General features: G+C 58.4%; 17 protein-coding genes. 10 read left to right on the top strand and 7 right to left on the bottom strand.

Annotation, left to right across the window (positions count from 1 at the left end; genetic code table 11):
* The first annotated feature begins 75 nt into the window (after positions 1–75).
* The 5 genes from mrcB to fhuB all read left to right on the top strand — a co-directional run bounded on the left by mrcB (position 76) and on the right by fhuB (position 8,799).
* Entirely contained in the window at positions 76–2,595 is a 2,520-nt protein-coding gene (gene mrcB / locus DVA44_RS19885; RefSeq protein ID WP_114387921.1) for a bifunctional glycosyl transferase/transpeptidase, read from the top strand.
* Positions 2,596–2,831: 236 nt separating this feature from the next.
* Positions 2,832–5,081 (top strand): ferrichrome porin FhuA, encoded by a 2,250-nt coding sequence (gene fhuA / locus DVA44_RS19880; protein WP_114387920.1) that lies wholly within the window; start codon positions 2,832–2,834, stop codon positions 5,079–5,081.
* Between the two features lie 54 nt (positions 5,082–5,135).
* The gene (gene fhuC, locus DVA44_RS19875; protein WP_103823288.1) at positions 5,136–5,933 is read left to right on the top strand and encodes a Fe3+-hydroxamate ABC transporter ATP-binding protein FhuC; all 798 of its coding nucleotides are present in this window, start codon (positions 5,136–5,138) and stop codon (positions 5,931–5,933) included.
* A gap of 11 nt (positions 5,934–5,944) precedes the next feature.
* Positions 5,945–6,820 carry a Fe(3+)-hydroxamate ABC transporter substrate-binding protein FhuD gene (gene fhuD / locus DVA44_RS19870; protein WP_371413820.1) on the top strand — a complete coding sequence of 292 codons (876 nt, stop codon included), beginning with the start codon at positions 5,945–5,947 and terminating at the stop codon, positions 6,818–6,820.
* Positions 6,817–8,799, top strand: a complete 1,983-nt coding sequence (fhuB, locus tag DVA44_RS19865; protein ID WP_114387918.1) for a Fe(3+)-hydroxamate ABC transporter permease FhuB — start codon at positions 6,817–6,819, stop codon at positions 8,797–8,799. The genes fhuD and fhuB overlap by 4 nt, the downstream gene beginning before the upstream one ends.
* Positions 8,800–8,893: 94 nt before the next feature.
* On the opposite strand, the gene hemL is transcribed toward fhuB, so the two are convergent.
* Positions 8,894–10,174: a glutamate-1-semialdehyde 2,1-aminomutase gene (gene hemL / locus DVA44_RS19860; RefSeq protein ID WP_114387917.1), complete on the bottom strand. Its 1,281-nt coding sequence runs from the start codon at positions 10,172–10,174 to the stop codon at positions 8,894–8,896.
* Positions 10,175–10,351: 177 nt separating this feature from the next.
* Between hemL and clcA the strand changes: the two genes are divergently transcribed.
* Together clcA and erpA are read left to right on the top strand one after the other, a co-directional pair.
* Positions 10,352–11,728 (top strand): H(+)/Cl(-) exchange transporter ClcA, encoded by a 1,377-nt coding sequence (clcA, locus tag DVA44_RS19855; protein ID WP_114387916.1) that lies wholly within the window; start codon positions 10,352–10,354, stop codon positions 11,726–11,728.
* Between the two features lie 79 nt (positions 11,729–11,807).
* Complete coding sequence (gene erpA, locus DVA44_RS19850) at positions 11,808–12,152, top strand: iron-sulfur cluster insertion protein ErpA (RefSeq protein ID WP_039030319.1); 345 nt, start codon at positions 11,808–11,810, stop codon at positions 12,150–12,152.
* A 70-nt stretch (positions 12,153–12,222) separates the two neighbouring features.
* On the opposite strand, the gene DVA44_RS19845 is transcribed toward erpA, so the two are convergent.
* From DVA44_RS19845 to mtnN, 3 genes are read right to left on the bottom strand one after another with little or no spacing between them, the layout of a single operon-like run.
* Positions 12,223–12,849, bottom strand: a complete 627-nt coding sequence (locus tag DVA44_RS19845; RefSeq protein ID WP_114387915.1) for a TRIC cation channel family protein — start codon at positions 12,847–12,849, stop codon at positions 12,223–12,225.
* Positions 12,850–12,865: 16 nt separating this feature from the next.
* The gene (btuF, locus tag DVA44_RS19840) at positions 12,866–13,666 is read right to left on the bottom strand and encodes a vitamin B12 ABC transporter substrate-binding protein BtuF (protein WP_114387914.1); all 801 of its coding nucleotides are present in this window, start codon (positions 13,664–13,666) and stop codon (positions 12,866–12,868) included.
* Complete coding sequence (gene mtnN / locus DVA44_RS19835) at positions 13,659–14,357, bottom strand: 5'-methylthioadenosine/S-adenosylhomocysteine nucleosidase (RefSeq protein ID WP_103823295.1); 699 nt, start codon at positions 14,355–14,357, stop codon at positions 13,659–13,661. Before mtnN ends, btuF begins: the two co-directional genes overlap by 8 nt.
* An 82-nt stretch (positions 14,358–14,439) precedes the next feature.
* Between mtnN and dgt the strand changes: the two genes are divergently transcribed.
* The 3 genes from dgt to cdaR all read left to right on the top strand — a co-directional run bounded on the left by dgt (position 14,440) and on the right by cdaR (position 18,841).
* On the top strand, positions 14,440–15,954 hold the full coding sequence (gene dgt / locus DVA44_RS19830; RefSeq protein WP_114387913.1) for a dGTPase: 1,515 nt from the start codon (positions 14,440–14,442) through the stop codon (positions 15,952–15,954).
* A gap of 130 nt (positions 15,955–16,084) precedes the next feature.
* The gene (degP, locus tag DVA44_RS19820) at positions 16,085–17,524 is read left to right on the top strand and encodes a serine endoprotease DegP (protein WP_114387912.1); all 1,440 of its coding nucleotides are present in this window, start codon (positions 16,085–16,087) and stop codon (positions 17,522–17,524) included.
* A 159-nt stretch (positions 17,525–17,683) separates the two neighbouring features.
* Positions 17,684–18,841 (top strand): DNA-binding transcriptional regulator CdaR, encoded by a 1,158-nt coding sequence (gene cdaR, locus DVA44_RS19815; protein ID WP_103178330.1) that lies wholly within the window; start codon positions 17,684–17,686, stop codon positions 18,839–18,841.
* 91 nt (positions 18,842–18,932) lie between these two features.
* Here cdaR and DVA44_RS19810 read toward each other — a convergent pair whose 3' ends face one another.
* The 3 genes from DVA44_RS19810 to glnD all read right to left on the bottom strand — a co-directional run bounded on the left by DVA44_RS19810 (position 18,933) and on the right by glnD (position 22,964).
* Complete coding sequence (locus tag DVA44_RS19810; protein WP_032616607.1) at positions 18,933–19,322, bottom strand: DUF3461 family protein; 390 nt, start codon at positions 19,320–19,322, stop codon at positions 18,933–18,935.
* 111 nt (positions 19,323–19,433) lie between these two features.
* On the bottom strand, positions 19,434–20,258 hold the full coding sequence (gene dapD, locus DVA44_RS19805) for a 2,3,4,5-tetrahydropyridine-2,6-dicarboxylate N-succinyltransferase (protein WP_008501915.1): 825 nt from the start codon (positions 20,256–20,258) through the stop codon (positions 19,434–19,436).
* Between the two features lie 30 nt (positions 20,259–20,288).
* Entirely contained in the window at positions 20,289–22,964 is a 2,676-nt protein-coding gene (gene glnD, locus DVA44_RS19800; RefSeq protein WP_114388458.1) for a bifunctional uridylyltransferase/uridylyl-removing protein GlnD, read from the bottom strand.
* Positions 22,965–22,992: the final 28 nt, after the last annotated feature.

The following is a 22,992-nucleotide window of genomic DNA, read 5'->3' as shown; positions in this document are numbered from 1 at the left end:
GAGATTTCTTCTTCCTCCATCAGGGGGAAGACCAGAGAATCGGGCCTTTGCGCCTGATAGTTGCGGAGAGAAAGCATGGCGGGGAATGACCGCGAGCCAATTGGACGTAAAGGAAGACCTGCCCGTCCGGCAAAAGAAAAGGCAGGCCGTCGACGCCTCAGAGATGAAGAGTACGACGATGTTGATAATGAGTATGACGATGACGCACCTGCGCCACGTAAAGGAAAAGGCAAAAAAGGTAAACCTCGTGGCAAGCGCGGCTGGTTCTGGCTGCTGCTGAAGCTGTTTATTGTTTTCCTCATCCTGCTGGCGATCTATGGTGTCTATCTGGATCAGAAGATCCGCAGCCGTATTGACGGCAAAGTCTGGCAGCTGCCGGCGGCGGTCTATGGCCGGATGGTTAACCTTGAGCCGGATATGTCCATCAGCAAGAACGAGATGGTCAAGCTGCTGGAGGCGACCCAGTACCGCCAGGTGACGAAGATGACCCGTCCCGGCGAGTTTACGGTGCAGGCGAAGAGCATTGAGATGATCCGCCGTCCGTTTGACTTCCCGGACAGCAAAGAAGGGCAGGTGCGCGCGCGTCTGACCTTCGACGGCGATCATCTGGAAACCATTGAGAACATGGAGAACAACCGTCAGTTCGGTTTCTTCCGTCTCGATCCGCGGCTGATCACCATGCTCTCCTCGCCAAACGGCGAGCAGCGCCTCTTTGTTGCGCGTAATGGCTTCCCGGATCTGCTGGTGGATACCCTGCTGGCGACCGAGGACCGTCACTTCTATGAGCACGATGGCGTCAGCCTCTACTCCATTGGTCGTGCGGTGCTGGCGAACCTCACCGCAGGACGCACGGTGCAGGGGGCAAGTACCCTGACCCAGCAGCTGGTGAAGAACCTGTTCCTCTCCAGCGAACGCTCCTACTGGCGTAAGGCCAACGAAGCCTACATGGCCGTGCTGATGGATGCGCGCTACAGCAAAGACCGCATTCTTGAGCTCTATATGAACGAGGTCTACCTCGGTCAGAGCGGCGACAATGAAATCCGCGGCTTCCCGCTGGCGAGCCTCTACTACTTTGGCCGTCCGGTGGAAGAGCTGAGCCTCGACCAGCAGGCGTTGCTGGTGGGCATGGTGAAAGGGGCGTCTATCTACAACCCGTGGCGTAATCCGAAACTGGCTCTGGAGCGGCGTAATCTGGTGCTGCGTCTGCTGCAACAGCAGCAGGTGATCGACCAGGAACTGTATGACATGCTCAGCGCGCGTCCGTTAGGCGTACAGCCGCGCGGCGGCGTCATCTCCCCGCAGCCTGCATTTATGCAGATGGTGCGTCAGGAGCTGCAGGCCAAACTGGGCGATAAAGTTAAAGATCTCTCCGGCGTGAAGATCTTCACCACCTTTGACTCCGTGGCGCAGGATGCCGCTGAGAAGGCGGCGGTGGAAGGCATTCCGGCGCTGAAAAAACAGCGCAAGCTGAGCGATCTGGAGACCGCGATGGTGGTGGTCGATCGCACCACCGGCGAAGTGCGGGCGATGGTCGGCGGGGCAGAGCCGCAGTTTGCGGGCTATAACCGCGCCATGCAGGCACGCCGCTCGATCGGCTCTCTGGCTAAACCGGCGACCTATCTCACCGCTCTGAGCCAGCCGAACCAGTATCGTCTCAACACCTGGATCGCCGATGCCCCGATTGCCCTGCGCCAGCCGAATGGCCAGGTCTGGTCGCCGCAGAACGACGATAAGCAGTACAGCGGCCAGGTGATGCTGGTGGATGCCCTGACGCGTTCCATGAACGTGCCGACGGTTAACCTCGGGATGGCGCTTGGCCTGCCAGCAGTCACCGATACCTGGCTGAAGCTGGGCGTGCCGAAAGATCAGCTGCATCCGGTTCCGGCCATGCTACTGGGGGCCCTGAACCTGACGCCAATTGAAGTGGCGCAGGCGTTCCAGACCATCGCCAGCGGCGGGAACCGTGCTCCGCTCTCTGCGCTGCGTTCAGTGATTGCCGAAGACGGCACTCCGCTGTACCAGAGCTTCCCGCAGGCGGAGCGTGCCGTACCGGCGCAGGCTGCCTATATGACCCTCTGGACCATGCAGCAGGTTGTGCAGCGCGGTACCGGACGTCAGCTGGGAGCGAAGTACCCAGGCCTGCATCTGGCGGGTAAAACCGGGACCACCAATAACAACGTCGACACCTGGTTTGCGGGTATCGATGGACGTGAAGTGGTGATCACCTGGGTTGGCCGCGATAACAACCAGCCGACGAAGCTGTACGGCGCCAGCGGGGCGATGTCTATCTACCAGCGCTATCTGGCTAACCAGTCGCCGGTGCCGTTAACCCTGACGCCACCGGAAGATATCGTCGATATGGGCGTGGATGAGTCGGGCAACTTTGTGTGTGGCGGCGGGATGCGCCGTGTGCCGGTCTGGACCAGCAACCCGGACTCCCTGTGTCAGCAGGCTGCCCCGGAACCATCGGGCAATCCGTTTGATCAGTCTTCTCAGCCGCAGTCGCAGCCGCAACAGCAGCAGCCGCAGCAGCAGCCCGAGAAGAAAGAGAGCGACGGTGTCGCGGGCTGGATCAAGGATATGTTCGGCGGTTAACTCACCACTATTCCCTCTCCTGCGGGAGAGGGAATTTTCACCTCAATTAAACATCCCTCCAACACTCAAATCTCCATTTATTAACCCTCTATTTTCCATTGTTTAATTCTTATACCCTTATTTCCTGTAGGGGCGCATATCACTTGCTATGCCGTGAATGTTTCGCATAATATGCTGCGGTCATAATAATAATTCTCGTTTACGTTATCATTCACGCTTTCATCAGAGATATACCAATGGCGCTTTCAAAAACTGCTCAGCCAATGCAATCTTCACTGCGTAAAATCGCAGTTGTTGTAGCCACAGCGGTTAGCGGCATGTCTGCTTACGCTCACGCTGCCGAAACCCCTAAAAAAGAAGAAACCATCACCGTCACCGCAGCGCCTGCTCCGCAGGAGAGCGCCTGGGGTCCGGCGGCGACCATTGCGGCACGCCAGTCCGCTACCGGCACCAAGACGGATACCTCCATTGAGAAGGTGCCGCAGTCGATTTCCGTGGTGACCGCGGAAGAGATGGCGCTGCACCAGCCGCGCTCGGTGAAAGAAGCACTAAGCTATACGCCAGGGGTGGCAGTCGGTACGCGTGGCGCGTCCAATACTTACGACTACCTGATTATTCGTGGCTTTGCTGCCGATGGCCAAAGCCAGAACAACTACCTCGACGGCATGAAGATGCAGGGCAACTTCTATAACGACGCGGTAATTGACCCTTATATGATTGAGCGCGCGGAAGTGATGCGCGGCCCAACCTCCGTTCTCTACGGCAAAAGCAGCCCGGGTGGTTTGCTGAACATGGTCAGCAAACGTCCACTGACCGAGCCGCTGAAAGAGGTTCAGTTTAAGGTCGGGACGGACAGCCTGTTCCAGACCGGGTTTGACTTCAGCGATGCGCTGGACGACGACGGGGTTTACTCTTATCGCCTGACCGGTCTGGCGCGTTCTAACAACGCCCAGCAGGAGCGTGCGGAAGAGCAGCGTTACACCATTGCGCCATCCTTCTCCTGGCGTCCGTCTGATAAAACCAACTTCACCTTCCTCTCCTATTTCCAGAACGAACCGGAGACCGGTTACTACGGTTGGTTGCCGAAAGAGGGCACGGTTGATCCGCTGCCAAACGGCGATCGCCTGCCGACCGACTTCAACGAAGGGGCGAAAAACAATACCTACTCCCGTAACCAGAAGATGGTCGGGTATAGCTTCGATCACGAATTCAACGACACCTTCACCGTGCGTCAGAACCTGCGTTTTGCCGAGAATAAAACCTCGCAGAACAGCGTCTATGGTTACGGCGTCTGCTCCGATGCGGCGAACAGTGGCAACGCTCTCTGTAACGCCTTATCCCCTGCGGACAAAGGCCATTACCTGGCGCGTAAATATGTGGTTGACGATGAGAAGCTGCAAAACTTCACCGTTGATACCCAGCTGCAGAGCAAATTCGCCACCGGCGACGTTGACCATATCCTGCTGACCGGCGTTGACTATATGCGCATGCGTAACGACATCAACGCCTGGTTCGGCTATGACGGTTCCGTCCCGCTGCTGGATCTCTACAACCCGGTGTATAGCGATTTCGATTTCGGCTCGAAAAACCCGGATAACTCCGGCCCGTATCAGCTCCTGAACAAACAGCAGCAGACCGGTCTCTACGTGCAGGATCAGGCGCAGTGGAATAAGGTGCTGGTCACCCTGGGTGGCCGTTACGACTGGGCAGAGCAGGATTCGTTTAACCGCGTCGCGGGCACGACGGCATCACGTGATGACAATCAGTTCACCTGGCGTGGCGGCGTGAACTACCTGTTTGATAATGGCGTCACCCCGTACTTCAGCTACAGCGAATCCTTCGAGCCGTCTTCCCAGTCCGACGCACAAGGCAAGCCGTTTGCACCTTCTAAAGGCAAGCAGTACGAAGTGGGCGTGAAGTACGTACCGAGCGATCGTCCGATCGTTCTGACCGGTGCCCTGTATCAGCTGACCAAAACCAACAACCTGATGGCCGATCCTGCGGGCTCGTTCTTCTCGGTTGAAGGCGGCGAGATCCGCGCCCGCGGCGTGGAGATCGAAGCCAAAGCGGCGCTGTCTGCCAGCGTGAACGTGGTGGGGTCTTACACCTACACCGACGTGGAGTACACCACCGACACCAACTACAAAGGCAACACCCCGGCGCAGGTGCCTGAGCATATGGCTTCCCTGTGGGGGGATTACACCTTCTACGATGGCGCACTCTCTGGCCTGACCCTGGGCACCGGCGGTCGCTTCTCCAGCTCCAGCTATGGCGATCCGGCGAACTCCTTCAAGGTGGGCAGCTACGCGGTGATGGATGCGCTGGTGCGCTACGATCTGGCGCGCTTTGGCATGGCGGGGTCGAACGTGGCGCTGCACGTGAACAACCTGCTGGATCGTGAATACGTCGCCAGCTGCTTCAACACCTATGGCTGCTTCTGGGGAGCAGAACGCCAGGTTGTTGCGACTGCGACCTTCCGCTTCTAACCTTTAAATTTGGGCACGTTTTTCGTGCCCTTTTCTTTACTTAAGTTGGCTGACATGCAGGAAAACAACCCGCAATCCGATACCACTTTTGCGCTCGATGGCGTCTCCTTTCGCGTTCCCGGACGCACGCTGCTGCATCCCCTTTCGCTGACCTTCCCCGCAGGCCAGGTGACCGGCCTTATCGGCCATAACGGCTCCGGCAAATCCACCTTACTGAAAATGCTTGGCCGCCATCAGCCGCCGTCTGAGGGCGATATCCTGCTGGATGGACAGCCGCTGGAGAGCTGGAACAGCAAAGCCTTTGCCCGCAAGGTGGCCTATCTGCCGCAGCAACTGCCGCAGGCGGAGGGTATGACCGTCCGCGAACTGGTGGCGATCGGGCGTTATCCGTGGCATGGCGCGCTGGGGCGTTTTGGCGTGGCCGACCGCGAGAAAGTGGAAGAGGCGATTGCGCTGGTGGGGTTAAAACCGTTGGCCCATCGTCTGGTGGATAGCCTCTCCGGCGGCGAGCGCCAGCGCGCCTGGATCGCCATGCTGGTGGCCCAGGATAGCCGTTGTCTACTGCTGGATGAGCCGACATCGGCCCTCGATATCGCCCATCAGGTGGATGTGCTGGCGCTGGTGCATCGCTTAAGCCAGCAGCGCGGGCTGACGGTGATTGCGGTGCTGCACGACATCAACATGGCGGCGCGTTACTGCGATTACCTGGTGGCGCTGCGCGGCGGGGAGATGATCGCCCAGGGCACGCCTGCCGAGCTGATGCGCAGCGAGACGCTGGAAAACATTTACGGCATTCCGATGGGTATTCTGCCGCATCCTGCGGGAGCGGCACCGGTGAGCTTTGTCTACTGATGCCTGATTTTATGATTAGCCGTCGCCGCCTGCTGACGGCCATGGCCCTCTCGCCGCTGCTGTGGAAAATGAACACGGCGCAGGCTGCGGCAATCGATCCGCAGCGCATTGTGGCCCTGGAGTGGCTTCCTGTTGAGCTGCTGCTGGCGCTTGGCGTGACCCCTTACGGCGTGGCCGATATTCCCAACTACACCCTGTGGGTGAACGAGCCCCGGCTGCCGGCGTCGGTTATCGACATCGGCCTGCGTACCGAGCCCAACCTCGAACTGCTCACCCAGATGAAACCCTCGTACCTGGTCTGGTCGGCCGGGTATGGCCCGTCAGAAGAGAAGCTGGCGCGCATTGCGCCGGGGCGGGGTTTTGCCTTCAGCGACGGGAAAAAGCCGCTGACTAACGCCCGCAAGTCGTTAACCGAGATGGCGCAGCTCCTGAATCTGGAGAGTGCGGCCCGCCAGCATCTCGATCATTTCGACAGCGTGATTGACAGTTTCAAGCCGCGCTTCGCCGGTCGTGGAGATCGTCCGCTGCTGATGGTGACGCTGCTCGATGCCCGCCATATGCTGGTGTTTGGCAATAACTGCCTGTTCCAGGAAGTGCTGGATCGCTATGGGATTAAAAACGCCTGGGAAGGGGAGATGACCTTCTGGGGCAGTACCGCCGTCGGGATCGACCGTCTGGCGGCGTTTAAGGATGTGGATGTGCTCTGCTTCGATCACGGCAATGAACGGGAAATGCAGACCTTAATGGCGACGCCGCTGTGGCAGGCGATGCCGTTTGTTCGCCAGCAGCGCGTGAAGCGCGTTCCCGCGGTGTGGTTCTACGGCGCGACGCTGTCGGCGATGCACTTTGCCCGCGTGCTGGATAGCGCCCTGGGAGGCCAGGCATGAGGTCACGGATTGCCCTTTTCCCGGCGCTGTTTATGGCGCTGCTGCTGGCCGTTGCGCTGGGCTTAACCTGGTGGAACCTGAGCATTGCGCTGCCGCGCAGCGAGTGGGGCAGCGCGCTGGCCGCCCCGGATATCGACAATATTCAACAGATGCTGTTCCACTACAGCCTGCTGCCGCGGCTGGCGATCTCGCTGCTGGTGGGGGCCGGGCTCGGGCTGGTGGGCGTACTGTTCCAGCAGGTGCTGCGTAACCCGCTCGCCGAGCCAACCACTCTGGGGGTGGCGACCGGCGCCCAGCTGGGGATGACTATTATCACCCTGTGGGCGCTGCCGGGCGTACTGGCGGCGCAGTTTGCCGCCCTGGTGGGCGCTTGCGTCGTCGGGGCGATTGTCTTTGGCGTGGCCTGGGGTAAACGCCTCTCGCCGGTCACCCTGATCCTGGCAGGCCTGGTGGTGAGTCTCTACTGCGGCGCGATCAACCAGCTGCTGGTGATTTTCCATCATGACCAGCTGCAAAGCATGTTCCTCTGGAGTACCGGGACGCTGACGCAAACCGACTGGAGCATCGTCCAGCGCCTCTGGCCGCAGTTGCTCGGCGGCGTGGTGCTGACTCTGCTGCTGCTGCGTCCGCTCACCCTGATGGGGCTGGATGATGGCGTGGCGCGCAACCTCGGGCTGGCGTTGTCGCTGGCGCGTCTGGCAGCGCTGACGCTGGCGATTGTTATCAGTGCTCTGCTGGTGAATGCCGTGGGCATCATCGGCTTTATCGGCCTGTTCGCGCCGCTGCTGGCGAAAATGCTGGGGGCGCGGCGCTTGCTCTCCCGACTGATACTGGCCCCGCTGATTGGGGCGCTGATCCTCTGGCTCTCTGACCAGGTGATCCTCTGGCTGACCCGGGTGTGGATGGAAGTCTCCACCGGTTCTGTAACCGCCCTGATCGGCGCGCCGCTGCTGCTGTGGCTGCTGCCGCGTCTGCGCAGCATGAGCGCCCCGGCGATGAATGCGGGCGATAAAGTGCAGGCCGAGCGCCACCATGTATTGTGGTTTGCCCTGGCTGGCGGCGCGGTACTGCTGCTGGCGGTGATAGCGGCGATGGCGTTTGGCCGGGATGCGCAGGGATGGCACTGGGCGAGCGGAGCGATGCTCGACGAACTGTTGCCGTGGCGCGCGCCGCGTATTTTTGCCGCCCTGATGGCCGGGGTGATGCTGGCGGTGGCGGGTTGCATTATTCAGCGTCTCACCGGTAACCCTATGGCGAGCCCGGAAGTGCTGGGGATCAGCTCCGGTGCGGCGTTCGGCGTGGTGCTGATGCTCTTCTTTGTGCCGGGTAATGCCTTCGGCTGGCTGATGCCTGCGGGTAGCCTTGGTGCCGCAGCGACGCTGCTGATTATCCTGGTCTCCGCCGGGCGCGGCGGCTTCTCGCCGCACCGGATGCTGCTGGCGGGGATGGCGCTGAGTACCGCCTTCACCATGCTGCTGATGATGCTGCAGGCCAGCGGCGATCCGCGTATGGCGCAGATCCTGACCTGGATTTCCGGCTCAACCTATAATGCGACGACCGAACAGGTCATGAGCACCGGGATGGCAATGATCGTCCTGCTGGCGCTGGTGCCGCTCTGCCGTCGCTGGCTGACGGTGCTGCCGCTGGGGGGCGACACGGCGCGTTCGGTGGGCATGGCGTTGAACCGCTCGCGAATCGGCCTGCTGCTGCTGGCGGCAGCGCTGACGGCGACGGCGACCCTGACGATTGGCCCGCTGAGTTTTATCGGGCTGATGGCGCCGCACATCGCGCGGATGATGGGCTTCCGTCGGACGATGCCGCACATTGTGATGTCGGCGTTAATCGGAGGGATAGTGCTGGTGTTCGCCGACTGGTGCGGCCGGATGGTGCTGTTCCCGTATCAGATCCCGGCCGGGCTGCTCTCCACCTTTATCGGTGCGCCGTACTTTATCTATCTGCTGCGCAAGCAGAGCCGGTAAAAAAATGCCGGGTAGCGGCTTCGCCTTACCCGGCCTACGGTTCGAGGGTTTTGTAGGCCGGGTAAGCGTTAGCGCCACCCGGCAAACAACATCATCAGAGCTTCGTAAACACCCGGCGCGCCGCCTCGATGGTTTTGTTGATATCCTCTTCGCTGTGCGCAACTGACATAAAGCCCGCCTCAAACGCCGACGGCGCCAGGTAAACGCCCTCGTCCAGCATCAGATGGAAGAAGCGCTTGAAGCGCTCAACATCGCACTGCACCACATCCTGATAACAGGTGACGGTTTTAGCCGTGGTGAAGAAGATCCCGAACATGCCGCCCACGTGGTTTACCACCAGCGGAATACCCGCATCTTCCGCCGCTTCCAGCAGACCGTTTGCCAGCTGGCTGGTGCGATCGGTCAGGGTGGTGTGGATCCCCGGCTGGGCCACTTCGGTCAGGCAGGCGAAACCGGCTGCCATGGCAATTGGGTTCCCGGAGAGGGTGCCCGCCTGGTAGACCGGACCGGTTGGGGCCAGCGCATCCATCACCTCTTTGCGGCCGCCAAAAGCGCCCACCGGCATGCCGCCGCCGATGATTTTGCCCAGACAGGTGAGATCCGGCACTACGTCGTAATAAGACTGGGCGCCCGCCAGCGCCACGCGGAAGCCGGTCATCACTTCGTCGATAATCAGCAGCGCGCCGAACTCATCGCACAGCGCACGCAGGCCCTGCAGGAAGCCCGGCTGCGGTGGAATGCAGTTCATGTTGCCCGCCACTGGCTCAACGATAATGCAGGCGATCTCCTGAGGATACTGTTCAAAGGCGGCACGCACCGAATCGAGGTCGTTATAGGTGCAGGTCAGGGTGTGCTTCGCGAAGTCAGCCGGTACGCCCGGAGAGTTCGGCTGGCCGAGAGTCAGGGCGCCGGAACCGGCTTTCACCAGCAGACAGTCGGCATGACCGTGGTAGCAACCTTCAAATTTGATGATTTTGTCACGGCCGGTAAAACCACGGGCCAGACGGATGGCGCTCATGGTCGCTTCGGTACCGGAGTTCACCATGCGCACCATATCCATGGTCGGGACCAGTTCAGTCACCAGCTCCGCCATTTTGACTTCCAACTCGGTTGGTGCGCCAAAACTTAAACCGCGCTCCGCCGCTTCGATGACCGCGTTACGGATAGCCGGGTGGTTATGTCCCAATACCATCGGGCCCCATGAGCCGACATAGTCGATATAGGCTTTGCCATCCACATCATACAGATAGGCGCCATCGGCACGTTCAATAAACAGCGGTGTACCGCCCACGCCGGTAAAGGCACGGACCGGGGAGTTAACACCGCCAGGGATTAGCTCGCGGGCAGCGCTGTAAAGCGTTTCAGACTTACTCATGGCGTGATTCCTGGCTCGTATAAAATGGTTAAGCGCACTATTCTAAGTGATTCGTGGAAGGTTATGAAATTTTTACCCTGGTAATGCATTAACAATTGTTAAGCAATTTTCAGGAGACGGCTGGGTGGTCTCTGGTAAAATCCCTGCGGCGATTTGTATGACGAAAATTAACAGGCAATGAAATCAGATTCCCCCTCATTTGAAGAACAACAATTTGCGCGCGCGCAATACCGTATCAGCATCCGTCGGCTGCTCAACCGTGACAAGACGCCGCTGGCAATTTTGCTGGGCGCTGCCGTTGTCGGCACGCTGGCCGGACTGGTGGGCGTCGCGTTCGAAAGGGCCGTCAATGGCGTACTGAACTGGCGCATTGGCACCGTTGCGGGTTATGCCGATCGTGAAGGGGTAGTCTGGATCCTGGCGTTCGGCTTATCTGCCCTGCTTGCGATGGTCGGTTATTTTCTGGTGCGTAAATTCGCCCCGGAAGCGGGCGGCTCGGGGATCCCTGAGATAGAAGGGGCGCTCGAAGAGCTGCGTCCGGTCCGCTGGTGGCGTGTACTGCCCGTTAAGTTTATCGGCGGAATGGGGACGCTTGGAGCGGGGATGGTGCTCGGGCGGGAAGGGCCGACCGTACAGCTGGGCGGTAATGTTGGCCGTATGGTCAGCGATCTGTTCAGGATGCGCAGTGCTGAAGCACGCCATACGTTGCTGGCAACCGGTGCCGCCGCGGGGCTTTCCGCCGCGTTTAATGCCCCGCTGGCGGGAATACTCTTTATCATCGAAGAGATGCGCGCTCAGTTTCGCTATAACCTGATCTCGATTAAAGCGGTCTTTACCGGCGTGATTATGTCGAGCATTGTTTTTCGGCTTTTCAATGGCGAAGGGGCGGTCATTGAGGTCGGTAAGTTGACCAACGCCCCGGTCAATACGCTCTGGCTCTATCTGATCCTCGGCATGATTTTTGGCATTGTTGGCCCGCTGTTTAATGCCCTTATTATTCGCGCTCAGGATATGTTCCAGCGGATCCACGGCGGCAATACAACCCGCTGGGTGCTGGTGGGTGGCCTGCTGGGGGGCGTGTGCGGCGTGCTGGGCTTTATCGAACCCAACGCGGCTGGGGGTGGCTTTGGGCTGATCCCCATTGCGGCTGCGGGTAACTTCAGCATTGGCCTGCTGCTGTTTATGTTTATCTCGCGGGTCATCACCACCGTACTCTGCTTCTCTTCCGGCGCCCCTGGCGGCATTTTTGCCCCGATGCTGGCGTTGGGGACGTTGCTGGGTACGGCCTTTGGCATGGCCGCCGCCGCAGGTTTCCCGGCGTATCATCTTGAGGCCGGTACCTTTGCCATCGCCGGAATGGGGGCCCTGCTGGCGGCTTCGTTGCGCGCGCCGCTGACCGGCATTGTGCTGGTGCTGGAGATGACCGACAATTACCAGCTCATTTTGCCAATGATCATTACCTGCCTGGGGGCCACACTATTAGCCCAGTTCCTCGGCGGACAACCGCTATACTCCACCATTCTTGCCCGTACCCTGGCGAAGCAGAATACTTGAATGAATTACCAGGGTATTAGATAATGACGACAAGAATTGGGTGATTTTTACCCACTAGCAGTATTCATGGGAGCATAAGATGAGTGATGACGTAGCGCTGCCGTTGCAGTTTACCGAAGCAGCAGCCAAAAAAGTAAAAGACCTGATTTCCGATGAAGACAACCCGGAGCTGAAATTGCGTGTGTACATTACCGGCGGCGGCTGCAGCGGCTTCCAGTATGGCTTCACCTTTGACGATCAGGTTAACGATGGCGACATGACCATTGAGAAGCAGGGCGTCGCGCTGGTTGTTGACCCGATGAGCCTGCAGTATCTGGTCGGTGGCTCTGTTGATTATACCGAAGGTCTGGAAGGTTCGCGCTTTGTGGTAACCAACCCGAACGCAACCAGCACCTGCGGGTGTGGTTCTTCGTTCAGCATCTGATGACAGGGGCGGGTGCGTCTACCCCGTCAGCCATACTAAAAACGGTAACCTTGAGGTTACCGTTTTTGTTTTACGAACGCCCGTTATCATCCAGCGCAAATGTCGGCAGCTTCAGGTGCCAGCGGATCGCCGCCAGTCTGATTGCCAGCGTCACCACCATCCCCAGCATTGCCGCCTGTTCCAGCGGAACATGAAAGGTATACCAGGCCGTAGCGTGAACGATCCCGCCCAGAATACAGGCCGTGGCGTAGATTTCCGTTCTCAGGATCATCGGCACTTCGCGGGCCAGAATATCGCGGATAATACCGCCGCCCACGCCGGTCACCACACCCATGCAGATCGCCACCATCGGGCCTGTGCCAGCCATAAAGGCTTTGTTAACGCCAATCCCGACAAACACCGCGAGGCCAACCGCATCCAGCACCGGCAGCAGCCATTTCGGCAGGCGGCGCGGCTGGCGGACGAGAATGATGGTTAACAGGCAGGTGACCATGGCCACCACCAGGTCGGTGGGATCCTTGACCCAGAATACCGGGCCATGATCCAGCGCCATGTCGCGGATCGTTCCGCCGCCGACGGCCGTGACCACACCTAACACCAGCACGCCAAACGGATCCATACGTAACTTACCGGCCAGCAGAACGCCGGAAATCGCAAAAACGGCTGTGCCAAGAATATCCAGCCAGTAAACGAGCATCGTAATCCTCGAGAAATTAGTGGCTCTGCGACAGCGCAGAGCAGAGTTGTTTTGCGGCGAGGATAATACGCGGGCTCGCGCGCTCAAACCAGTCACTGTTCAGCGGAATCATGGGTATTTTTAGCTGACCTTGCCAGTACTGTTCTATTTTAGGAATATCGCCCGCCGAACCGCCCACCACAATCACCTGAGGCTGGCGCGCCAGTACCTGCTCACGGCTCACCTGGGGCCAGGGAACCCGGCTGGCCGCGAAGATATTTTCCCCGCCACACAGCTCAACAACCTGATGTTGCAGAGAGCCCTGGCTGGTGGTGAACAGCGGCTGTTGCCCGAACTGAATGAATACCCGCTTTTTCGGCAGTGTGCCGTAGGTGGCCTTGAGGGCGGCAAAATCAGCCATCATCTGCTGCGCGGCCTGTTGCGCCTGCGCCGGATTGGGGCTCCAGGAGGAGAGATCGCGCAGGGCCTGGGCAATCTGTTCTATGCGGGTGGCATCGATCCACTGCACTTTTATGCCGAGCGAGGTGAGCTGGTTGACCTGACGCTCGGCATTGCCGCCGCGCCAGGCCAGCACCAGATCGGGCTTCAGCGCGACGATGCGTTCAACATTTATGCCTTGCCAGGTGGCGACCTGTTCAATGTTAGCGGCTTCGGGAGGATAGTCGGAATAACTGCTGACCCCGACGGGGGTGATCCCGGCGGCAAACGCCAGTTCGGTATTGGCAGGGGAGAGGGTAATTACACGCGGCGCGGCCAGAAGCCACGCCGGTGTCAGCAGAAGCAGCGCAAGCAGCGCCCTTTTGAGCGGCTTAGCCACGCGCCAGTTTCTGCACCAGCGTCTCAACCATCAGGCTGGACTGTTTGGCAGCAACCACGAGGAACTCGTCGAAGCTCAGGTGGGACTGCTGATCCGCAACGTCAGAGATGGCGCGAACCACGACGAACGGCACGCTGAAGTTATGACAAACGTGCGCGATGGCGGTCGCTTCCATTTCCACGGCGATCGCCTGCGGGAAGTTGTGGCGGATTTTTGCCAGGTTAACGGAGCCGTTGATAAAGGCGTCGCCGCTGACAATCAGGCCGCGCACGGCGTTCAGGTTCAGCTCTGCGATGCAATTTTCCGCAGCAGCAACCAGTTTTTCATCGGCCTTGAAGCCTGCCGGGCAGCCCGGAAGCTGGCCATACTCGTAACCAAAGGCGGTCACATCGGCGTCATGGTAGCGCGCTTCGTCAGAGACCACGATGTCGCCCACTTTCAGGGTTGGCGCAAGACCGCCCGCAGAGCCGGTGTTGATGATCACGTCTGGCTTGCAGCGCTCCAGCAGCAGAGTGGCGCCCAGCGCGGCGGAAACTTTACCGATACCCGATTTCAGCAGAGCAACTTCAGTTCCGTTCAGCGTGCCAGTGTAAATTTCGCAACCGCCCAGGGAGAGGGTCTGACGGTTCTCAATTTTGTCACGCAGCAGCGTAACTTCTTCTTCCATTGCTCCAATAATACCGATTTTCATAGATTTACTCGCGATGTGCCTTGTTAAGATGCATAGTCTATCATGCGGTTAAGGGGAAACGCATTCTCACGCGGGGGAGCACATGGAACCAATCGATTTTCGCACCAAGATTAACTGGCAGCGTCGCTACCGCTCTCCGCAGGGGAACAAGAGCGAACACGAGATCCTGCGCATCTTTGAAAGCGACCGCGGGCGCATCATTAACTCTCCGGCGATCCGGCGGTTACAGCAAAAAACGCAGGTCTTCCCGCTCGAACGCAACGCCGCTGTGCGTACCCGGCTCACCCACTCGCTGGAGGTTCAGCAGGTGGGGCGCTACATCGCCAAAGAGATCCTGAGCCGCCTCAAAGAGCAGCGCCTGCTGGCAACCTACGGCCTGGACGAGCTGACGGGGCCGTTCGAAAGCATCGTTGAGATGGCGTGCCTGATGCACGATATCGGTAATCCCCCCTTTGGTCATTTTGGCGAAGCGGCGATCAATGACTGGTTCCGCCAGCGTCTGTACCCTGCCGATGCGGCAAGCCAGCCGCTGAGCGACGATCGCTGTGTGGTGCAGGATCTGCGGCTGCGTGAAGGCGAGGAGGCGCTGAACGCGCTTCGTCGTAAGGTGCGCCAGGATTTGTGTCACTTTGAGGGAAATGCGCAGGGCATCCGGATGGTGCACTCCCTGATGCGCATGAACCTTACCTGGGCACAGGTGGGATGCATTCTGAAATATACCCGTCCCGCCTGGTGGCAGGGCGATCCCCCCGAGACGCACAATTATTTGATGAAAAAGCCGGGCTATTATTTCTCAGAAGAGGCGTATATAGAGCGGCTGCGTCAGGAGCTCTCCCTTCCGCAGTATGGCCGTTTTCCATTAACCTGGATTATGGAAGCGGCAGACGATATCTCCTATTGCGTTGCCGATCTGGAAGATGCTGTCGAAAAAAGAATATTCACCGTCGAGGGGCTTTATCAGCATCTTTATGATGCCTGGGGTAACCATGAAAAAGGTTCATTGTTTTCGCAGGTTGTCGAAAACGCCTGGGAGAAGTCACGTTCGAACACCCTCAGCCGCAGCACCGAAGATCAGTTCTTTATGTATTTACGCGTCAATACCCTTAATAAACTGGTGCCCTATGCGGCTGAGCGTTTTATAGACAATATTGAGCAGATCTACCGCGGGGAATTTAACCATGCGCTGCTTGAGGATGACAGTGGATTCAGTCAACTCCTTGAGCTCTATAAGAATGTGGCGATGCGGCACGTGTTCAGCCATCCGGATGTCGAGCAGCTGGAATTACAGGGCTATCGCGTGATAACTGGCCTGCTGGAGATCTATCGCCCGCTGCTGCAATTATCGGTGGACGACTTTAGTGAGCTGGTTGAAAAGGAACGGGTACGCCGTTTTCCGATTGAGACCCGGCTATTTCATAAACTTTCGACGCGCCATCGGCTGGCATATGTGGAATCTATTGGTAAATTAAATCGCCAGCAGGCGGACTGGCCGGTGCTGGAGTTTTATTATCGCTGCCGGCTGATCCAGGACTATATTAGCGGAATGACGGACTTATATGCATGGGATGAATACCGCAAGTTGATGGCGGTGGAATAAAGAGGAGTTTTGTAAAGACGGACAATAAATTTTTACTTTTTCCAGAAACTTAATACCGGAACTAAGCCCAGCAAAACGAATCTGATGTACACAGCAATTGTGCGTGACCTGTAAATCGAGATTAAGAAACATGAAAAAAACCACTTTAGCAATGACTTTAGCAATGAGTGCACTGGCTCTGAGTTTAGGATTAGCGTTGTCTCCACTGTCTGCTAGCGCAGCGGAGACCGTATCGTCGGCCGCCACTGCACAGCAGATGCCAAGCCTGGCGCCGATGCTGGAAAAAGTGATGCCATCGGTGGTCAGTATCAATGTCGAGGGCAGCACCACCGTCAACACGCCACGCATGCCACGTAACTTCCAGCAGTTCTTCGGCGATAACTCGCCGTTCTGCCAGGACGGTTCCCCGTTCCAGAGCTCTCCATTCTGTCAGGGCGATGGCGGCGGTAACGGCGGCGGCCAGCAGCAGAAGTTTATGGCGCTGGGCTCCGGTGTCATCATCGATGCCGCCAAAGGCTACGTCGTCACCAACAACCACGTGGTGGATAACGCCACCAGCATTAAGGTTCAACTGAGCGATGGGCGTAAGCTCGACGCCAAAATCGTCGGGAAAGATCCTCGCTCTGATATCGCCCTGATTCAGATTCAGGATCCGAAAAACCTGACCGCGATTAAGCTCGCCGACTCTGACGCGCTGCGCGTAGGGGATTATACCGTGGCTATCGGTAACCCGTTTGGTCTGGGTGAGACGGTCACCTCCGGTATCGTTTCTGCCCTTGGCCGTAGCGGTCTGAACGCAGAAAACTACGAAAACTTTATCCAGACGGATGCGGCGATTAACCGCGGTAACTCCGGTGGCGCGCTGGTCAACCTGAACGGTGAGCTGATCGGGATTAACACCGCAATCCTCGCCCCGGACGGCGGCAACATCGGGATTGGCTTCGCGATCCCAAGTAACATGGTGAAAAACCTGACGGCGCAAATGGTTGAGTTTGGCCAGGTTAAACGCGGTGAGCTGGGTATTCTGGGCACCGAGCTGAACTCCGAGCTGGCGAAAGCGATGAAGGTTGATGCCCAGCGCGGTGCGTTTGTCAGCCAGGTCATGCCGAACTCCTCCGCAGCGAAAGCGGGGATCAAGGCCGGGGATGTCATCACTACCCTGAACGGCAAACCGGTAAGCAGCTTCGCGGCATTGCGTGCGGAAGTGGGCTCCATGCCGGTAGGCAGCAAAGTGACCCTGGGCCTGCTGCGTGAAGGTAAACCGGTTAATGTGAATCTGGAACTGCAGCAGAGCAGCCAGAATCAGGTGGATGCCGGCACCATCTTCAGCGGCATCGAAGGTGCGGACATGAGCAACAAAGGCCAGGATAAAGGGGTGTCGGTGGACAACGTTAAAGCCAACAGCCCGGCTGCCCGTATCGGCCTGAAGAAAGGGGATGTGATTATCGGAGCGAACCAGCAGCCGGTTAAGAACATCGCTGAACTGCGCAAAATCCTCGACAGCAAACCGTCGGTACTGGCGCTGAACATCCAGCGTGGCGACACCTCTCTCTATCTGCTGATGCAGTAATCCGTTCAGCCCCTGTTTCCGCCCGGAAACAGGGGCTTTTTTCTGCCGTTCTGTGAACCCTTCCACAAGTCCATACTTCTCCCTGTGAGTTTGTGCATCTGCACAATGCAGCACTGATTAATCTTCCTTATGCTTGAGCTCTGCTCAGAGGAGGGCGACATGGCTGGCTGGCATCTTGATACCAAAATGGCGCAGGATATTGTGGCGCGAACAATGCGCATCATCGACACCAATATCAACGTGATGGACGCACGTGGCCGGATCATCGGCAGTGGCGACCGCGAGCGTATTGGGGAATTGCACGAAGGCGCACTGCTGGTGCTCTCCCAGGGGCGCGTGGTGGACATTGATGACGCGGTGGCGCGACATCTGCACGGTGTGCGGCAGGGGATCAACCTGCCGCTGCGCCTTGAGGGCGAAATTGTCGGGGTTATCGGGCTTACCGGTGAGCCGGAATCTTTGCGCAAATATGGCGAGCTGGTCTGCATGACGGCGGAGATGATGCTGGAGCAATCCCGCCTGATGCACCTGCTGGCGCAGGACAGCCGCCTGCGTGAAGAGCTGGTCATGAACCTGATCCAGGCGGAAGAGCATACCCCGGCATTAACGGAGTGGGCTCAACGCCTGGGTATCGACCTTAACCAGCCCCGCGTTGTGGCGGTGATTGAGGTGGATAGCGGGCAGTTGGGCGTCGACAGCGCCATGGTGGAGCTACAACAGCTGCAGAACGCACTGGCTACGCCGGAGCGCAATAACCTGGTGGCGATCGTCTCGCTGACCGAAATGGTGGTACTCAAACCGGCGTTAAACCAGTTTGGCCGCTGGGATGCAGAAGATCATCGTCGCCGCGTGGAGCAGCTGATTGCGCGGATGAAAGAGAACGGGCAGCTGCGTTTTCGCGTGGCATTAGGTAACTATTTTACCGGTCCGGGAAGCATCGCCCGCTCCTGGCGCACGGCCCGAACCACGATGATGGTCGGCAAGCAGCGTATGCCGGAAAGCCGCAGCTATTTTTACCAGGATTTGATGTTGCCGGTGCTCCTCGACAGCCTGCGCGGCGGCTGGCAGGCCAACGAACTGGCGCGTCCGCTGGTGCGTCTGAAAGCGATGGATAACAACGGCTTGCTGCGGCGCACCTTACAGGCGTGGTTCCGTCATAACGTGCAGCCACTGGCGACCTCAAAGGCGCTTTTTATTCATCGTAATACGCTGGAGTATCGCCTGAACCGGATATCGGAGTTAACGGGGCTGGATCTGGGGAATTTTGACGACCGTCTGTTGCTGTATGTGGCCTTGCAGTTGGACGAGCAGCGGTGATTTTTGCCCGGTGGCGCTGCGCTTACCGGGCCTGCAAAACCCGGGAGTAGGCCGGGTAAGGCGAAGCCGCCACCCGGCACACAGGAACGGCTTATTTGTTACGGGTCAGCTTCTCAAGATCCGCTTCGATTTCCGTGATCTTGTGGGCAACCACGCTTTCCAGATGACGCAGGTCATCCAGGATCTTACGCTTCAGATCCACTTCAGTGCGATCGCGCTGGCAAATCTGATCCAGTTCGTCGATCACATAGCGCAGATTTGGGCTGATCTCCTGCACCTCTTTGTAACCCTGGCCGATGCCATCGGCAACGACAGTTTTACGCTGACGCGGGTACTTGAACTTTACACTTTTGGCGAAGAACTCACCCTTATCCTTGTGAAAATAGATTTTCAGGATATCGTTATTGGCTTCCTGACGGAGGCTGTAACGGTCAATTTCATCAGGATTAGTAATGCCCAGACTTTTCAGATTATCGTACATAGCGGTACCCTTGATCTCAACATAACCCATGAATAATTCACGAAAAAATCTATTTTCGCCACCCTCAGATATAAAAAAAGCGGGGTCGCCCCCGCTTTTTGTTATACCCGATTAATCGATGGTGCGCAGTAGTTCGTTGATACCAACTTTGCCGCGGGTTTTCGCATCGACTTTTTTAACGATCACCGCACAGTACAGGCTGTATTTGCCATCTTTAGAAGGCAGGTTGCCGGATACCACCACGGAGCCCGCCGGAACGCGACCGTAATGCACTTCACCGGTTTCACGATCGTAAATACGGGTGCTCTGGCCGATGTAGACGCCCATGGAGATCACGGAGCCTTCTTCTACGATCACGCCTTCAACCACTTCGGAGCGTGCGCCGATGAAGCAGTTGTCTTCGATGATGGTTGGGTTAGCCTGCAGCGGCTCAAGAACCCCACCGATACCCACGCCGCCAGAGAGGTGGACGTTTTTACCGATCTGCGCACAGGAGCCAACGGTCGCCCAGGTATCTACCATGGTACCTTCGTCAACGTAAGCACCGATGTTCACGTAGGATGGCATCAACACGGTGTTGCGGGCAATGAATGCACCCTGACGAACGGCTGCCGGTGGCACCACGCGGAAGCCTTCTTTCTGGAAACGCGCTTCGTCGTAATCGGCGAATTTCATCGGGACTTTATCGAAGTAGCGGCTTTCCGCACCGTCGATAACCTGGTTATCGTTAATACGGAAAGAGAGCAGTACCGCTTTCTTCAGCCACTGGTGAGTGACCCACTGACCGTCGATCTTTTCGGCTACACGCAGCGCGCCGGAATCAAGCAGAGAAATAACCTGATTAACCGCCTCGCGGGTCACGGTATCCACATTTGCCGGAGTAATTTCGGCGCGACGCTCAAAAGCGGACTCAATAACGTTCTGTAACTGCTGCATAGTTCAACTCTTTCCAGGTAAAAAAAAACATCACCCTTTATCGTTTGGATTGAGGGCTGCTGTCAACCGTTGTTGCACTTCCTGTTGCAGGGCATTATTAAGCCCACGACGGTCGGCGGTGGCGATTATAAATAAATCTTCTACTCGCTCGCCAATGGTTGTAATTCTGGCGCCATGCAGCGAAATTCCCAGATCCGCAAAAACCTGCCCGACCCGGGCCAGCAGCCCCGGCTGGTCGAGGGCGATCAGCTCGAGGAACGATTTCCGGTCGGTATGCGTCGGCAGGAAATTGACCTCCGTATCGACGGTAAAGTGGCGCAGTTTGGCCGGCTGTCGACGCGGCTGCGGTGGCTGCCAGCTGTGCTGGGTGATCGCCTGCTCCAGCCCGAAGCGGATCGGCTCGTGACGATCCGCCGACAGCGGACTGCCGTCCGGCTCCAGCACAATAAAGGTATCCATCGCCATGCCGTCGCGGGTGGTGAAAATCTGCGCGTCGTGCACGCTGAGATTACGCCTGTCGAGCTCGGCGCAGACCGCGGCGAACAGGTAAGGGCGGTCGGGGCTCCAGATGAAGATCTCTGTTCCCCCACGGGTCGCCTGCGGGCTCAGCAGGATCAGCGGTTTCGTCAGATCGTGCTGCAACAGATGACGGGCGTGCCAGGCCAGCTGGTTTGGGCTGTGGCGCACAAAGTAGTTGGCGCGACAGCGGGCCCAAATCTGATGCAGCGCCTCTTCATTGATATTCTCCATCCGCAGCAGCGCCAGAGCCTGCATCTGGTGATGGCGCACGCGTTCGCGCATGTCCGGGGTGCTCTGCATGCCGCGACGCAGCTGTTTCTCGGTGGCGAAATAGAGCTCGCGCAGCAGACTCTGCTTCCAGCTGTTCCACAGCGTCTCGTTGGTGGCGCAGATATCGGCCACCGTCAGACAGACCAGGAAACGCAGGCGGTTTTCCGTCTGCACCTCTTCGGCAAACTGTTTGATCACCTCGGGATCCTGAATATCGCGCCGCTGGGCGGTGACCGACATCAGCAGATGATGGCGGACCAGCCAGGCGACCAACTGGGTTTCGCGCGAATTGAGCCCGTGTAGTTCGGCGAATTTCAGCACGTCCTCCGCACCCAGAATCGAGTGGTCGCCGCCGCGCCCTTTGGCGATATCGTGGAACAGGGCGGCAATCAGGATCAGCTCCGGGTTGGTGAGGCGCGGCCAGAGTTCAACGCAGAGCGGGTGACGGCTGCGCACCTCCTCCTGGGCGAAGCTCTCCAGCTTCAGCATCACGCGGATAGTGTGTTCATCAACGGTGTAGGCATGGAACAGGTCAAACTGCATCTGGCCGACGATATGCGACCACTGCGGCATATAGGCCCAGAGCACGCTATGACGGTGCATCGGCAGCAGCCCGCGGCTTACCGCGCCCGGATGACGCAACATGCTCAGAAACAGCGATCGCGCTTCGGGGATATAGCACAAAGGCTGAGTGAGATGGCGGCGGGCATGGCGCAGGTGGCGCAGGGTGGTGGAGTAGATCCCGGTGATGGTGCTGTTACGCACCATGGCGTAAAACATCCGCAGGATCGCTTCCGGCTTGCGGATAAACAGCGTCTCGTCACGGAGATCGATCAGCGTGCCCCGCAGCTGAAACTCATCGTCGATCGGACGCGGTTTTTCATCGGCGGTCAGGGCGAGGATCGCCTCATCAAACAGCTGCAACAGCATCTGGTTGAGCTCGCCGACCCGGCGGGTGACGCGGAAGAAGTCCTTCATCATCTGCTCGACCGGCTCGTTACCTTCGCCGCTGTAGTGCAGGCGCTGGGCGACGCTTAACTGACGATCGAACAGCAGGCGGTTGTCGTAGCGGGTCACTTCGAGATGCAGGGCAAAACGGATGCGCCACAGCAGATGCAGACACTCGTTCAGTTCGGTGCGTTCGGCTTCGGTGAGAAAGCCAAAGCCGACCATCTCATCGAGCGAAGTGGCGCCGAAATGGCGACGGGCGACCCACTGCAGGGTATGAATATCGCGCAGGCCGCCGGGGCTGCTTTTGATATCCGGCTCCAGGTTGTAGCTGGTGCCGTGGTAGCGCTGGTGGCGCACCTGCTGCTCATCAACCTTGGCGGCAAAGAACTTCTCCGACGGCCAGAAGCCGTCGCTGAATATGTGCTTTTGCAGCTCCAGGAACAGCGCCACGTCGCCAATCAGCAGCCGCGTTTCAATCAGGTTGGTGGCGACGGTGAGATCGGATAATCCTTCCAGCAGACACTCTTCCAGGGTACGAACACTGTGGCCGACTTCCAGCTTGACGTCCCACAGCAGGGTCAACAGTTCGCCCACTTTTTGCGCCTGCTCGTCAGGCAGCTTTTTGCGGCTCAGGATCAGCAGATCGATATCCGACAGCGGATGCAGCTCGCCACGGCCATAGCCGCCGACGGCTACCAGCGCGACGTCGGCCAGCTGACCAAAACCGTAATCAATCCACAAACGCTGCAGAAGCTGATCGATAAACTCCGTGCGCGCCTCAATCAGCGCTTCGGCGGAGATCCCGCTGTCAAAGGCCTCGCCCAGCCAGCGCTGGAAAGTATCGATATGCGCTTTAATACCCGCACACGTCAGCTCGGCCGTGGGCCAGACGCCGGGGTTATCCGGCTGACCAGGAAGGGTGGGGAGTGCCGTATTGGCATACTGTTCGGGTAAAAGGTTACTCATTGCGCGCCACCCATAAGAAAAAACGATA

Origin of the sequence: Leclercia sp. W17, from assembly GCF_003336325.1 — a bacterium.
GTDB lineage: Bacteria > Pseudomonadota > Gammaproteobacteria > Enterobacterales > Enterobacteriaceae > Enterobacter.
The sequence above is the reverse complement of the archived record's forward strand: the minus strand, read 5'-3'. Positions and strand labels throughout refer to the sequence as shown.